The following is a 15,042-nucleotide window of genomic DNA, read 5'->3' as shown; positions in this document are numbered from 1 at the left end:
ACCCCCGTAAAATCCTGAAGCTCAGACCACCCCGATGTTCGGGCCCGGCGCGCCGGCATAAAGCTGCTCGACGAGGTCGCTGCGGTGATCGAGCACCGCACGCCGGTTGATCGTCCCCTTGTCCGAAATCTCGTGCGCGTCGGCGGTCGGCGGGCTGGTCATGACGGCCACCCGCCGGATCGTCGCCGACCCGCCCTGCTGCCCGGCGTTGAAGGTGCGCAGCCGCTCGACGAGCTGGTCGAGCAGGTCGGCCGGCGCATCGGCCTTGGGCCATACCAGAAGGCCCAGGAACGGCCGATTGTCGTCCGCCAGCACGATCTCGTTGACCAGCGGCGACAGCGCCTTCAGCAGCGCCTCGCGCAACTGCCCGCCATAGACCCAGGTCCCGTTGGTGAGCTTGAACTCCTCGGCCATCCGCCCGGCGAAGGCGAGGCCCTGTTCGGGATGCGCCTCGTCATGGAACACCGCCATGTCGCCGGTCCGGTAATAGCCTTCCTCGTCGAACACGGCGGCGGTTTTCTCGGGCTCGTCGAGATAGCCGCTCATCAGCATCGGGCCCTTCAGCCGCACTTCATAGCGCGCGCCATTGGGGACCAGCTTGATATCGACCCCCGGCCCCGGAAGCCCGATCCCGACCTTGTCGGTTTCGAAATGGATCGCGCAGCAGCCCGACACCGTCTCGGTCATGCCATAGCCGGTCGTCATGTGGACCCGATGCCCGGTCGCCGCCACCGCATGCTGCTGGAGGCGGTCGTAGACCGGCTGCGGCAGCCCCGCGCCGCCGTAGAGCATCAGCCGCATCTTCGCGAAAAAGGTGTCGCGCAGCACGGGATCGCGGTCCATCGCGTCGACCAGCATCGCATAGCCCAGCGGCACGTTGTTGAAATAAGCGACGCTCTTGCTGCGCAAATTGTCGATCGACCGTTCGAACAGGCCCGGCGCCGGCTTGCCGCTGTCGATGTGCAGCGTGCCCCCGAGCATCAGCCCAGCCCGCAGAACCGAAGCGCCCGCGGCATGGTGCCATGGCAGCCAGTCGAGCATTTCCTCGTCCCACCCCGCGGCGCGGCCGATCAGGCCGATCCCCTGCGCGGTATTGGCGGCCAGCGCGTCAAGCGATTGTTCTACCACCTTGGGCAGGCCGGTCGACCCGCTGGTCATCATGTAGGATCCGGTCTGCGACGGATCGACCGCGGCGACCGCCTCGTCCACCGCGCCGGTGGGCTCGGTCGCGATCACCTCGGCATAGGCGACCGCCCCCTCGCCGAACATCGACGGGTCGGCCGAGATGATCCGGCAGTCGGCGCCGATCTCCTCCAGCGCCTTGGCATAGGGCGGCCGTGGATCGAGGAAGATGGCGGCCGGCCGCACCTTGGCGAACACGTGGCGAAGCCGCGCATGATCGCCGCCTGCCATTCCGTAGGCCGGGCTTGCCGGGCACAGGATCCGGCCCGTTGCGAACGCCGCAAAAGTCATCACCGCCACGGCGATGCTGTTCTCGGCCATGATCACCAGCACGCCGCGCGGCGGCAGATTGTCGATCATCCACTGCGCCGCGCCGCGCACGTCGCGGGCGAGGTCGCGGAAGCTCGTCGCCTGCCACTCGCCGCCGTCCGAACGCTCGGCCAGCGCTGGCGCATCGCCCTTCTGCTCGGCCATCGCGAAGAAAGCGCGGGCAAGATTGCCGTCGATCGGCTCGTAGGGATGATTGGTGGTCAGCCGGATGGTGCCGTCGGCATCGCGCCGTAAGTCGAGGTCGACCGGCAGGAACTCGGCATGGCGGAACGGCGCCGAACGCCAGTCGCCTTCGCTTGCGGCAATCGCCTCCTCCGCGATTGTCACTGCGCCGGCCGTCCGACCAACTCCTTGACCTGCTCGCTCCAGCCGCCACCGGCCTTTTGCGCTTCGATCACGCCCCGGTCGACATAATCGCGCCAGCCGCTGATCTTGTCGCCGCGAAACTCGATCACGCCCGCATAAGGGGCCGCGATCGCGGTGCCGTCCTTGGTGGTATATTCATCGACGCCCTCGACGAACAACCGGTCGCCGACCTCGGCATGGTGGAAGATCCGCCAGCGCACCTCGCCGATATTCTTGCCGAACTGGTCGATGAAGGCGCGCGCGGCGTCCTTGCCCTTGGCCGGCGGAGCAATCGCCGCGGCATAATGCCACACCACGTCGTCGGTCATCTGGCCAAGGACGAACTCGACATCCTTGCGCTTCCACCCGTCGATCACCGCCTGGAATTGCTGCATTCTGGTCATGGGCTGGGTCCTCGCGAAGGCTGGAAGGGAGGCAAAGGGAAAAGCGGCAAGGGCAGCGAGAAGTGGCCGCCGCCCGACCCGCATCAGGCGTCTGCCTGTTCGACGATGAAGCTGACGGAAGTGGTGGTCGATCCGCCGATGTTGAGCGTCTGGACGCGCTTGGCGCCTTCGACCTGATAGTCCCCGGCGGTGCCCGTCACCTGCTTGTGCGCATCGAGCAGCATCCGGACGCCCGTCGCGCCGACCGGATGGCCAAGGCCGATGAGGCCGCCCGAAGGATTGATCGGGCACGCCCCGCCCATTTCGATCACGCCTTCCTCGATCGCCTTCCAGCTTTCGCCGGGCGCGGTCAGGCCAAGATGGTCGATCGCCATATATTCGGTGGCGGTGAAGCAGTCGTGGGTCTCGACCGCGGAGATGTCGCCGATCTCGACCCCGGCGCGGCGGCGCGCATCCTCGATCGCGCGGCGGACCTGCGGAAAGACATAGGGCTGGCCGGCGCTCGCCTTGACCTTGTGGTCATAGGCGATCGGCGCGCTGCGATGGCCCCAGCCGCTGATCCGCGACAGGCTCGACAGGGGAATTCCGCGCTCGCGGGCATAGCGGCGGGCCCGCTCGTCGGAGGCCAGGAAGATCACCGTCGCGCCGTCGGTGACCTGCCCGCAGTCCATCTTGCGGGTGCGGCCCTCGACGATCGGATTGGCCTCGTCGTCGGCGGTAAAGCTCTTTTCGGTGAAGCCATATTTGCGGGTCTGCGCATTGGGATTGCGCTTGGCATTGCCGAAGTTGATCTCGGCGATCCGCATCAAATGCTCGTATTTCAGGCCGTGGCGAGTGTCATATTCCTCCGCCAGATCCGAGAACGCGCGCGGCCAGACATATTCTGCATCGCCAAACTCGTATCCCGTCCACGCCGCCGCCCCCAGATGCTCGGCCGCGGTCTTGCCCGGCACGTTGCGCATCTGCTCGATCCCCAGCACGCAGGCGAGGTCGTAGCGACCGGCCTCGATCTCGGCCGTGGCGGCAAGGATTGCGACGCTGCCACTTGCACAGGCCGCTTCGTGGCGCGACGTCGGCAAGCCGTCGAGGTCGGGATGGACCAGCCCGAAGAAGCCGCCGAGCAGCCCCTGGCCGGCGAACAGCTCGCCGACGAAATTGCCGACATGGCCGGTCTCGATGTCCCTGGGCTCGAGCCCCGTCTCGGCCAGGCCCTGGTTCAGCGCTTCGGTAAAGGCACCCGCGATATCGAGCCCTTCGCGCGACCAGTTGCGGCCGAAGTCGCTCTGCCAACCACCAAGAATATAGACCATCGCGAGCGTCCCAACGTCCAGTCAGTTCGATTACGCAAGTAAGCTATGCGTGCCGCTCGCGAATGACAAGCCGTGAATCGGGATGGGCCGCTCAGGACGCCGCGTTGCCGGCTCCATCTGCAGGCAGTTCGTTGGCAAGGTTGCCGTCGATCGCGCGGGCGCGCTCTTCCAGCTTTGCGCCCGTATCCTCGTAGCGCTCGTCGAAGCTGCGCCGGTCCCCGCATGCGGCGAGGCCGAGCAGGAGCAGGACGAGCGCCGCTGCCCGCATCAATAGGTCTTCCGGTAGCGCACGTTGACGTTGGTCTGCCCCGACCCTCCGGCCTGGCTGAGGATCGACAGGCTGCGGCTCAGCGTCACCTCGAGCTGGGTGGCGGTAAAGCCGCGCGCGTCGGTCACCACCTCCAGATAGATGTCGTCGCCGATATATTTGCCCGCCGCGAGCGCCGTTCCGCGTCCGCTGGTGTCGTCCGGTCCGAGGATCCGCAGGCGGTCGATCCCGGCCACCTGCCGCAGCTTGCCGAGCGGGTTGAGCCCGCCGCCGCCCGATCCGCGCAGCGTGTTCAGCGAGGCGGCGAGCTGCACCGCCTGGATCGCCGACAACTGCCCGACTGAATTGCCGAACAGGATGCGCGACACGATCTCGTCCTGCGGCAGCCCGGGCGAGCTCGAGAAGGTGATCCGCGGGTCGAGCGCGTTGCCGGCGACGTTCACCGTGACATCGACATCCTCGATCGTCTCGGTCGCCTGCATCGCCACCGTGGCGTCGCTCGCGCTGCCGCCATTGAACCGCACGCGGCCCTCCTGCAGCTCGAACGAGCGGCCGGCAAAGCCGAGCGTGCCGCGGACGAGATCGATGCTGCCGGTGATCCGCGGCGCCTGGCTGGTGCCGGTAACCCGCATGTCGGCGCGCCATTCGCTTTCCAGCCCCATGCCCGACACGAACAATTGCCCGGGCGCGACGATGGCAAGGTCGAGCCGCACGTCACCGAAACTGGCGGCGGCGGACTGCGGCGGTGCATCGCCGGTCACCCGCGGCCGGCCCCGCGGCGGCTTGAAACGCACCCCGGTCAGCTCCGGCACCTGCGCCGAGCCCTGCCGCACGATCTGGTAGCGCGTTGCCGGCAAGCGCACCGTTCCGCTCAGCACCGGCGACTGGTTGGCGGCCTTCAGCAGCCGGACGGTCCCGGTCGCCGTCACCCGCAGCGCGTCGCTGTCCGCCAGCCGCGCATTGTCGAGCGACAGGTCGAAGTCCGCCGGATAGCCGCTCGCCGCCGCCAGGCTGACGAAGCCCTTGCCGGTTACCGTCCCGCTCCCCGCCCGGCCGGTCAGCTGGTCGATCTCCAGCCGCTCGCCGGTGAAGCGCCCCTGCAGGGCCATGTCGGTGATCCGCGTGCCATAGGTCGCATTGGCATAGGTCAGCCCGCGCCCGCGGACGACACCCTGCAGGCTCGGCTGCTCGACCCGCCCGCCAAAATCGGCCGCGACGCCAAGTGGCCCGGACAGGCTCTGGTCGGTCAGCCCCGCAAGCGAGAAGAGCGCGTCGGCCGGGCCGACGTAGCGGATCCCGCCGCTTAGCGGCGCCGCGGCGATGCGGCTGGTCCAGCTGCCGCCCCCCTGCGGCCGGATCGCCGCCTGCACCCGGCCCACCACCGTGCCCCGCGTCCGCATCACCGCATTCAGCGTGCCGGTGCCGGGCGCCAGCCGGGCAACGAGATTGACGTCGAGCGGCCGGCTGACCGACGCCGCCGTGGTCCGCGTGAAGTTGCGGATCGCAAGGCTCGCATCCAGTCGCGGGAAGGCATTGCCGGCCTGGACGAAGTCGATGCTTCCGGTCGCCCGCCCGCCGACGCCAAGGCCCGGCGTGAACAGGTTGAGGATGCTCATGTCGACCGCATCGATCCGGCTCTGCAGCGCAAGCTCGCGGCCGTAGCTGCCCGCCAGCCGCATGCTGCCGCGATCGAACACCAGCCGCGTCGGCAGCAGTTCGTAGCTGCCCCCGCGCGGGACGATCCGCGCCGGGTTTTCGGTGCGCACGTCGATGCCGTTGACCCGGCCTTTCAGCGCCGCGCGCCACAGCCTTGGCGTCAGTTCGCTGTTGAAGGCCATCCGGAACGGCACACCCGACGTGCCCTCGGCGATCCCGCGCGCAAAGCCCTGTCCGCCGCGATAATTGATGATGGTGCGCAGCGCCGAAATGTCGGTCGATCCGAACCGCGCCTGCGCCAGCTGCGCGTCGGCGATCACTTCCGGCTGGTCGTAAAGCGTGATCCGCGCATCGACGATGGCCGCGCCGACCGCGATTCCCGCGGGCTCGGGCAGCACCGCGTTGCGGGCCCTCAGGTTGACGATCGCCTGCTGGTAGCGGCCCGCCGCCGCCAGCCGCACGACCCCGCCGATCCCCTGCCCCTGCGCGTTGAGCTGCCCGGCATATGGTCCCGCCGCCGTCTGCCGCACCCGGCCGGCCACGTTGATCCCGGCCAGGGTCGCGCGGCGGATATCGACCGTCAGCGGCCCCGCCGCGGTCTGCACCAGCACGTCGGCGGTGAAGTCGCCATAATCGCTCCGCCCCCGCGCCAGGATCGCATAGGCATTGCCGGTGCTGCGGATCTGCGCGGTCAGCCCGGCGATGCCGATCCCGAGCCCGGGCCGCGCCGCGGTGACGATCGCGCGTGGCGCGCTGACGGTACCTGCCACCTGCACGCCGACCGGCCCATATTGCCGCGACACGCCCTGGGCGCGCAGGTCGATCTGTCCGTTCGGCGAATAACTCCCGCGCCCGTCGGTTACCCGCAGTTGGGGCGAATTGAGCCGCAGCCGCGAAAAGCGGATCATTCCGTCGGTACCGTAGGCGACATCGCTCGACGCGATCAGATTGCCGCCGAGGAAGCTTCGCACCCCGTCGTTGAACAGCCGCGTCGACTGCGCGCGCACCCGCCCGACCAGCGCATAGCCGCCCGGCACCGTCTTCACGTCGGCGTTGGTGTCGATGTTAAAGATGCCGACGCTGTCGACCCGGTAATCGTTGATCCGGCCTTCGATCGCCCCGGTGTAGAGCCCCTTTCCGACATCGGCGAGGACGATCGCCGTCGCATCGATCCGGTCGGAGCGGAGGCGAATATTGTCCGACACGATCCGCGGCCAGCTGACCGCCAGGTCGCCGTCCAGCCGAACGTTGGCGATCGTCCCGCCCGCCGCGACATCGAGCCCGGTGATCGCGCGCGCCGTCGCGGCAAGCGGGACGATCATCTGGTCGCCATCGAACCGGGCCTTGCCCCGCGCGCTCAGCCCCTGCAGCCCCATGTCGTTGAACGCGAGGCTGGCGGCCGTGACGCGGTAATCGACCAGCGGCTTGCGCAGCGCCCCGTTCAGCGTCAGCGCCGCGCGAAGCTCCCGTCCGGACAGGTTGGGCGCGAGCACCTGCGGCTTCCGCAGCCCGAAATCGAGCTTCATATCCTCGAACCGGTCCTGCCCCACGTCGGCGATTCCGCTCGCGACCAGGGTAAAGGCATCGCTCGACAGGCGGCCGCTGACGTCCGCCCGGCGATTGGCCCAGGTCGATTGCAGCGCGACATTGGTGATCGGCCCCAGCAGCGCCGCCGTCGGCCCTTCGACCAGCCGCGCTACCCGGGTCGGGCCGCGCACCCCGAAAGTGCCGTCGCGGGCGGTCAGCGCCAGCCGCGCGAAGGGCACATTGTCGAGGTCGGCGAGCAGCCGTCCGTCCCAGCGCTTCCAGTCGCCCTGCCCCTGCACCCGCGCCCTCAGCGGCTGCGCAAGCCCGGCCATCTTGGCCAGCACACCGCCCGCCGGCGCACTGACGAAGGCGTCGAGCGTCAGCTTGTTGTCGTCCGGTACCGCATCGAGGTTGAACGCCAGCCGGTCCCCGCCCGCGCGCCCGTCGCCCCCGATCACCGCGGCCTGCAACGCAACCTGCGCGCGCCGGTTCGCGATCTTCGCGCGACCGTCGATCGAGCCCACGCGCTGTTCGCCCGTCACCGACGGCCCGATCACCAGCCGGTCGACCTTCAGCCGCCCGATATCGATATCGAGATCGGGCAGCAGCGGCCCTTCGCTGGGCGGCGTCGCCGTGAACTGCGGCAATCGCGCCAGCGTCGCGGTCGGGGCGGTCAGGCTGCGGATGTCGACATGGTTGTTGAGATAATCGAACGGCCGCCAGTCGAGCTTCACCAGCGGCGCCGTGAAGAACACGCCCCTGGGGTCGGACAGGGTGAAGTCGTGGATGGTCGATGCGCCGGTCAGCGACCCGTCGATCCGCCCCACCCCGATCTTCATCCCGTTGGCAAAGGCGAGCCCCTCGACCCGGTCCGCCGCAAACCGCCGCCCCGCGTCGGTGTTGATGAAGGCGAACAGCCCCAGCACCAGCAGCGCCAGCCCGGCCACCAGTCCGGCCAGCGCCTTCAAGATGGTCAGCGGCCAGTTGCGCCGACGCCGGACGACGATCGTCTCGTGCCCACCTTCGGGAAGCTCATCGGGCGAGGCGGCGGTGATGTCGCTCATCAGAAGGCCTGGCCGATCGAGATGTAGACGTTCAGCCGGCTCTCGCCCTTGCGCCGCCCGATCGGTGTCGCGACATCGACCCGCATCGGCCCGAAGCTGGTATAATAACGCCCGCCAAGCCCAACGCCGGTCCGCAGGTCCCGAAAGCTCGGCACGCGCTTCTCATAGACCTGGCCCATGTCGACGAAGCCGACCACGCCGAAGTCGCCGAAGCGATAGCGCACCTCGGCCGCGGCCTCGGTCAGGCTGAGGCCGCCGAGCGGCCGCCCGAGCGGATCCTTGGGTCCCAGCGCCTGATAGGCAAAGCCACGCACCGAACCGCCGCCGCCGCCATAGAAACGGCGCGACGGGGCAAGCTGGAAGCGGTCGATCCCCAGCGTCGTTCCGGCCCGCGCGCGGCCCGCGATCACCAGATTGTCGCCGACCGGATAATAAGCGCTCCCGTCCAGCTGGCTGCGCAGATACGGACGGAAGCCGTCGTTGATCGCGCCTTCCGGCTGGACCAACACCTGCGCCCGGAACCCGCGCGTCGGGTCGAGCAGGCTGTCGGTCCGGTCGAACCCGACCTGCCCGGTCAGCGCACCGATCAGGAACTTGCGGTCGTCGCGCCGGCCAAGCGCGAAATTATAATCCTTCTCGATCGTGCCGAGGATTTCCGCGCCAAGCCCCCAGGTAAGCGTCTTCCGCCAGATCGGCGTGCTGTCGTAGCTCAGTCGCGCGAACAGCCGCCCGGTGGTCGCGTTGAAGGCGTCATAATCGGACCGCAGCGCCTCGATCCCGAACTGCAGGGTCCGGTCGCGCTTGCGCCAGTTGGAGCGGCGGAACAACGCACTCGCGCCAAGCTCCTGCGTTCCCGCCACGGCCGTCGCGATCAGCGCGCCTTCGGGCGGAAACAGGTTGCGGTGCGTCCAGCTGCCCTCGACCCGGAACCCCTGTCCGGTTCCATAACCGGCACTTGCCGCCAGCGTCCGCGGGGGACCGGCGTCCTGCGTCACCAGCATGGTCACCGTCTCGGTCCCGTCCGGATTGACTTGCCCGGTCCGCTCGGGCTCGACCGCGACCGTGCTGAACAGGCCGGTCGCGACCAGCGCCGCGCGCAGGTCGTCGACGTCGCGGCTGTCGTACAGCTCGCCCGCCTTGAACCGCGAAAGCGTCTTCACGTGACTGGCTCCGAACGCCAAGTCGCCGGTCGTCCGGAAACCCCCGAACCTCGCCCGCGGCCCAAGCGTCAGCGGCAGCGTGTAATCGCCAAGGTGCGTCTCGGGATCGAGCAGCACGTCACGCTGGCCGACCACCGCGAAGGGATAGCCTTCCTGCGGCAGCTTGATGGCAAGGTTCGCTTCCGCGCCCTGGATGCGCTGCGCGACGATCGGCTCGCCCGCCTGCAAGGCAAGGTTCTTGGTGATGAGGTCGGCGGGCACCACAGGATCCGCCTCGACCTTGATCGAGGCCAGCTTGTAGCGCTCACCCGGCGACACCTGAAGCACTACCGTCACCGGCTGGTCCGCCGCCGCTTCTGGCGCACGCTCGATGCGGGTCTGCACCGTCACGTCGTACCAGCCCTCGGCCTGCAGGATGCGCTGGACAAGCTTGCTGTCCTCGGTCAGCCGCGCCGACAGCATCGCCTCGTTCGCGGCCTTGCCCTTGCCGTCGTCAAGCGCCGACAGCGCCTTGAACTCGCCCAGCATGTCGGCGTCGGTCGCACCGTCGGCGTCGGTCAGCCCGTCGATCCTGGTCGAATAGCGCAGCTCGGGCGTCGCTTCCGCCGTGTCGGGCTGCGCCAGTTCCACCTCGCGCACGTCGAATTGGCCGAGCGGCGGAAGCGGCTGGGCAAGCTCGGGGTCGGCACTCGGCGCCACGCCGACGCCCGCCGCTTCCTGCGCCCGCAGCCGCGCCTCGAACTCGGCCACGCTTTCGAGCGGCCCGTTCAGCGCGGGATCGTCGGCCCCCAGCGGCGGCACTTCGCGCTGGACCTCGTCCTGGCAGACGATCGGCTCGACCTGCGGCAGGTTCGCACCCGCGGGTGGCGGCGGCGCGATGGTGGCGCTTTCGGGCGGACAGACCGGCCGCTCGGGCGGCGGCGCCTTGACCTGCGCTGCGGCCGGGGTCGCTGCCAGACCAAGGATCGCAGTGGCGCAACCGGCCAGCAGAACGGGTCGGACCCGGGTCGGAACGAAGAAACGCAAATGATGACTCTTTTCGGGGATCGCTCGCGCCTGAATGCATCGCGGACGCAAACGTCTCACGTCCGGGACGATTGCGTCCAAGTGTCGCCCATCCGCCACGCTCAGCGCGCCAGCCTCAGTCCCAGCCACAGGCTACGCGGGGTCGCGCGTTCGGTGATGCCATCGCTGGTCCGTCCGGCAACCACCCGCGCATCCGCCAAATTCTCGGCGCGGGCGGTAAGGCTCAGCCCTGCCGCGAGGGGAAAGGCAGCCGCAGCGTCGAGCGTCGTCGCGGCGGGCAGCACCAGGCGGTTGAGGTCATCCTCGTAGGCCCGCCCGGAATGTCTGAGGACAAGGCCGAGCGATCGCCCGCTGCGCTCCCACCGCACGCAGGCCCCGGCCGCGACCGGAGAAGTCTGGGCCGGTCGCAGCCCATCCAGCGCCGCCGCTGGCCCGCCCGTCCGGACCCGCGCGTCAGCGAGCGCTAGCGAACCGGCGAGGGTCCACGCGCCGCGCCGCCACTCGGCCGCCGCCTCCAGCCCCACGACGTCGATCCGGTCGAGGTTCTGCCGCTGGCGATAGCTTCCCCCCGCCGCAACGAACCCGACCCCCGGGAACGTGCCCGGCCCGTTGCCGAGCGTGACGTTGGCGATCGGCCGGCCAAGCCGATTGGCGAAGGCGGTCAGCGCCAGGGTCGCGCCCCCCTGCTTCCAGTCGGCACCGATCTCCGCACCGCGCAGCCGCTCGGGGCTGAGCAGCGGGTTGGCCGCAACTGCGTCGCTCCCCGCGCGAAACGGCCGGAACAGCTCGTTCAGCGTCGGCAGCCGCCAGCCAAGGTACGCCGCGCTGCGCAGCTCGATCGTGTCGCCGAGTGTCACCCCCGCCGCCGCCCGCGCCGTCGGGCGCCAGCCCGACCGATCGGCGAAGCGCTGGTCCACCAGGGTCGCGCCGCTCACCACCAAACGTTCGCGCAGGATACCGTCGGTGATCCGCCAGCGATCGACCCGCGCCGTGCCGCTGAGGATCAGCGCGCCATTGCGCCGTGTCAGCTCGGCAAATAGCCCCGCATGGTCCGCTTCGCCGCCCGAGCGCCGGTCGCGTGTGGCAACGCCCGCGACGTAAGTGGCCAGCTCGTCCGACCGCCCCCGCATCTGCCGCCCGTCACTGCCGAGGCGAAATTCGGTTCCCTCGCCCAACGGCGGGCGCAGCTCGACGCTCCAGCCGTAGCTGCGCCCCGGCACGTCATATTGCAGCGCCGTGCGGAATGCCGCGGTGCGCGCCCGGTCGATCCCGGCAAAGCTGCTGTTGAACGATCGCCGCTGCGCATAGGCAAGCGCCGACCATGCCCACCGTCCGCGTCCGACCAGCCGGAGCGATCCGTCGAGACCCCTGGTCCGGTTCTCGGTAAAGGCGAGCCCCCGCTCCCGCCGGTCGTCGAAACCGCCCGCCATGGCTTCCAGCGTCAGACGGGCCCCGACCGCCCCGACCCAGCGCAGCCGCCCGCCGCCAAAGGCATAAGGCGACGCCCGGTCGGCCGGTCCGCGCACCGCTGCCTCGATCGGCACGAACCCTTCGCCGCGCCCGCCATAGCCCGACAGGGTCAGCGTCCCGCCCCCCGCCGCCAGCCCGGCCCGCCCGCTTCCGAACAGCGCCCCGCGGCTTCCCGCCTCAACCGTCCCGCTGAAGCCCCGCGCGGACAGGCTCGTCATCTCGATCGTGCCCGCCAGCGCGCCCGGTCCGTTGGTCACCGCCCCGCCGCCGCGCACGATGCGCACCTCGGCCAGCGTCGCCGGATCATAGGCCGGCCAGTTGATCCAGCCCCCAAACGGGTCGGCCTGCGGCACCCCGTCGAGCACCAGCAGCGCCCGGCTCGCGGCATTGCCCCCGAGCGCCCGCAGCGTGACGCCCTGGCTGGTCGGCTGTCCGCTCCGCGCATCCGAGCGGCGGAACAGGATCACCCCCGCCGCCTCGCGCAGCAGTTGCTCGGCGCCCTCGCCGCCCGCTTCGGTCAACCGCTTCTCGTCGATCCGGCTCACCCCCAGCAGGCGCTCGCCCGCAGGCTCGGGCAGGGCCGGCGCGGTGATCACGATGTCGGGCGGGGGCGGCGCCGGTTGCATTGCCCCGCGCCGTAGCAGCACAAAAGCAGTGCGCAACGCCGCGTGCACTGGACCGCAAGCTGTATTGACGATAGCCTGCGTCCATTCGCGTTGACACGGGAGCCTTGGTGGCCGCTTTTCCCTTCTCTGCCATCGTCGGGCAGGACGAAATGAAGCGCGCGCTCCTGATCGCCGCGGTGGAGCCGCGCATCGGCGGCGTCATGGTGTTCGGCGATCGCGGCACCGGAAAATCGACCGCCGCCCGCGCCCTCGCCGCCCTGCTTCCGCCGATGAAGGTCGTCGCCGGATGCCGCTTCAATTGCGATCCCGCAGGGCCCAAATGCAGTCACGGCGGCAACGGCAAAGTGGACGATGTGGCCGTGCCCTTCGTCGACCTCCCCCTCGGCGCCACCGAGGACCGCGTCACCGGCGCCCTCGACATCGAACGCGCGCTGGTCGCCGGCGAGAAGGCGTTCGAACCCGGCCTCCTCGCCAAGGCCAACCGCGGCTTCCTCTACATCGATGAGATCAACCTCCTCGAGGATCATCTCGTCGACCTCCTGCTCGATGCCGCCGCCAGCGGCGAGAACGTGGTCGAGCGCGAAAGCCTCAGTGTCCGCCACGACGCCCGCTTCGTCCTCGTCGGCAGCGGCAATCCGGAGGAAGGCGAGCTGCGACCCCAGTTGCTCGACCGCTTCGGCCTGTCGGTCGAGGTCCGCACCCCGCAGGACGTACAGCAGCGGATCGAGATCATGCGCCGCTGCGACGCGGCCGAACGCGACGGCAAGGCCTTTGCCGCCAAATGGCGCCGCAAGGATCGCCAGATCCTCAACCGGATCGCCGACGGCCGGGCGCTGCTCGCGGCGATCACGGTTCCCGATTCCACCCTCGCCGATGCTGCGATGCTGTGCATGGCGGTCGGCGCCGATGGCTTGCGCGGGGAGCTCACGCTGATCCGCGCCGCCCGCGCCGTCGCCGCGCTGGACGGTGAAAGCGCGGTCGGCCGAAGCCACCTGCGCACGGTCGCCCCGATGGCGCTCCGCCACCGCCTCCGCCGCGGCGTGCTCGACGAGACCGGCCCGACGGTGCGGATCGAACGCGCCATGGCCGAGCTGTGGCCTTAAGCGCGGACGCCAACGCCGCGGCCGCGCTGGTCGCGCTTCACCCAGGGTGGTTTGGCGGACTCTGGCTCCGCACCGACGGCGATGGCGAAGACGCCCTTACCGCACTCCTGTCCGACGCATCGGTGCGCAAGCTTCCCGCCAGCATCGACATGGAGCGGCTGGACGGCGGCCTCGACGTCGCCGCCACCCTCGCTGCCTCGCGCCCGGTGCGCCGGCCGGGGCTGCTCGATGAGGCTCGCGGAAGCCTGCTCCTCGTTCCCGGCGCCGAACGCCTCGCCGGCCCGGTCGCCGGCCGCCTCGCCACCGCCCTCGATCAAGGCGGCCCCGCCCTCCTTCTCCTCGATCGCAGCCTCGACGCGGAAGAGGCCGGACCCGCCGCCTGCCTTGCCGAGCGGGTCGCCTTCCACCTCCTCACCGACGGCGGCGATGACACGGCCGAGCCCGGCGCCGCCATCTCCGACGACCAGGCAGCCGACACCATTGCTTCGGCCGCCGCCATGCTCGGCGTTGCAGGGGCCCGCGCCGACCTGTTCGCCCTGCGCGCTGCCCGCGCCCATGCCGCCTTGCGCGGCCGCGACGGCATTGATGACGCGGCGCTCGGCTTCGCGCTCCGCACCGTTCTCGCGCCCCGCGCCACCCGTCTGCCCGCGCCGCCGGCCGAGGCCGAACCACCGCCGCCACCCCCGCCGGAGCAATTGCGCAGCACCGAAGTCCGCAAGCTCGAGGACGTCGTCCTGGAGGCGGTCCGAACCGCGCTTCCCGCCGAACTCCTTGCCGCGCTGCTCGCGTCGGGCACCCTCCACAAGCAGCAGCGCGGCGGCGGCAAGTCGGGCCGCCGGGCCTCGCCGCTCCATGGCCGGATGCTCGGCGCCCGCCCGGGTCGGCCCGGCAACGGCGCGCGCCTTGCCATCCTCGACACCCTGCGCGCGGCGGCGCCGTGGCAGCGGGTGCGCGGTCGCACCGATCGCATCCGCATCGCCAAGGATGACCTGCGCATCCGCCGGCACGAGGCCAAGTCTGCCGCCCTCACCGTCTTCGCGGTCGATGCTTCGGGCTCAGCCGCGGCGCAGCGCCTCGCCGAAGCCAAGGGCGCGGTCGAAACCCTGCTCCAGCAAAGCTACGTGCGCCGCGCGGAAGTCGCCTTGGTCGCCATCCGGGGCGAAGGCGCGACCCTGCTCCTGCCGCCGACCCGCTCGCTGACCCGCGCCCGCAAGCTCCTCGCCAGCTTGCCCGGCGGCGGCGGCACCCCGCTTGCCGCCGGCATCGACGCGGCGCGCGAACTTGCGCTTGCCGCCGCCCAGCGCGGCCGAATCCCGGCGCTGGTCCTCCTCACCGACGGCCGTGCAAATATTGCGCTCGACGGCAGCCAGGACCGGACCGCCGCCGCCAGCGACGCCTCCGCGGCCGCCAAACGGGTCCGGTCGGCGGCTCTCAGCGCGCTCGTCATCGACATCGGCCCGCGCGCCCGCCCGGAAGCCTCCGCCCTCGCGAAGGACATGGCCGCGCGCTACCTCCACCTGCCGCTCGGCGCTGCCCCCGCCATCGCCGCCGCCCTTTCGGCCGTGGCCTGA

General features: G+C 70.3%; 9 protein-coding genes. 2 read left to right on the top strand and 7 right to left on the bottom strand.

What is annotated here, in order from left to right; all coding sequences use genetic code 11:
* Positions 1-21 precede the first annotated feature (21 nt).
* The 7 genes from ABD729_RS06410 to ABD729_RS06380 form a co-directional block, all read right to left on the bottom strand.
* On the bottom strand, positions 22-1,839 hold the full coding sequence (locus ABD729_RS06410; protein WP_344709323.1) for an AMP-binding protein: 1,818 nt from the start codon (positions 1,837-1,839) through the stop codon (positions 22-24).
* Positions 1,836-2,261: a nuclear transport factor 2 family protein gene (locus ABD729_RS06405; protein WP_344709322.1), complete on the bottom strand. Its 426-nt coding sequence runs from the start codon at positions 2,259-2,261 to the stop codon at positions 1,836-1,838. The genes ABD729_RS06410 and ABD729_RS06405 overlap by 4 nt, the downstream gene beginning before the upstream one ends.
* A gap of 83 nt (positions 2,262-2,344) precedes the next feature.
* Positions 2,345-3,571: an acetyl-CoA acetyltransferase gene (locus ABD729_RS06400; protein ID WP_344709321.1), complete on the bottom strand. Its 1,227-nt coding sequence runs from the start codon at positions 3,569-3,571 to the stop codon at positions 2,345-2,347.
* A gap of 91 nt (positions 3,572-3,662) precedes the next feature.
* Positions 3,663-3,839 (bottom strand): hypothetical protein, encoded by a 177-nt coding sequence (locus ABD729_RS06395; protein ID WP_344709320.1) that lies wholly within the window; start codon positions 3,837-3,839, stop codon positions 3,663-3,665.
* A complete protein-coding gene (locus ABD729_RS06390; RefSeq protein WP_344709319.1) occupies positions 3,839-8,086 on the bottom strand; it encodes a translocation/assembly module TamB domain-containing protein in 4,248 nt (1,415 codons plus the stop codon). The genes ABD729_RS06395 and ABD729_RS06390 overlap by 1 nt, the downstream gene beginning before the upstream one ends.
* Entirely contained in the window at positions 8,086-10,272 is a 2,187-nt protein-coding gene (locus ABD729_RS06385; RefSeq protein ID WP_344709318.1) for an autotransporter assembly complex protein TamA, read from the bottom strand. Before ABD729_RS06385 ends, ABD729_RS06390 begins: the two co-directional genes overlap by 1 nt.
* Before the next feature lie 101 nt (positions 10,273-10,373).
* A complete protein-coding gene (locus tag ABD729_RS06380; protein WP_344709317.1) occupies positions 10,374-12,368 on the bottom strand; it encodes a TonB-dependent receptor in 1,995 nt (664 codons plus the stop codon).
* A gap of 104 nt (positions 12,369-12,472) precedes the next feature.
* Between ABD729_RS06380 and bchI the strand changes: the two genes are divergently transcribed.
* Complete coding sequence (bchI, locus tag ABD729_RS06375) at positions 12,473-13,471, top strand: magnesium chelatase ATPase subunit I (RefSeq protein ID WP_344709316.1); 999 nt, start codon at positions 12,473-12,475, stop codon at positions 13,469-13,471.
* Positions 13,462-15,042 (top strand): VWA domain-containing protein, encoded by a 1,581-nt coding sequence (locus ABD729_RS06370; protein WP_344709315.1) that lies wholly within the window; start codon positions 13,462-13,464, stop codon positions 15,040-15,042. The genes bchI and ABD729_RS06370 overlap by 10 nt, the downstream gene beginning before the upstream one ends.

This window comes from Sphingomonas humi (assembly GCF_039536725.1).
GTDB lineage: Bacteria > Pseudomonadota > Alphaproteobacteria > Sphingomonadales > Sphingomonadaceae > Sphingomicrobium > Sphingomicrobium humi.
The sequence above is the reverse complement of the archived record's forward strand: the minus strand, read 5'-3'. Positions and strand labels throughout refer to the sequence as shown.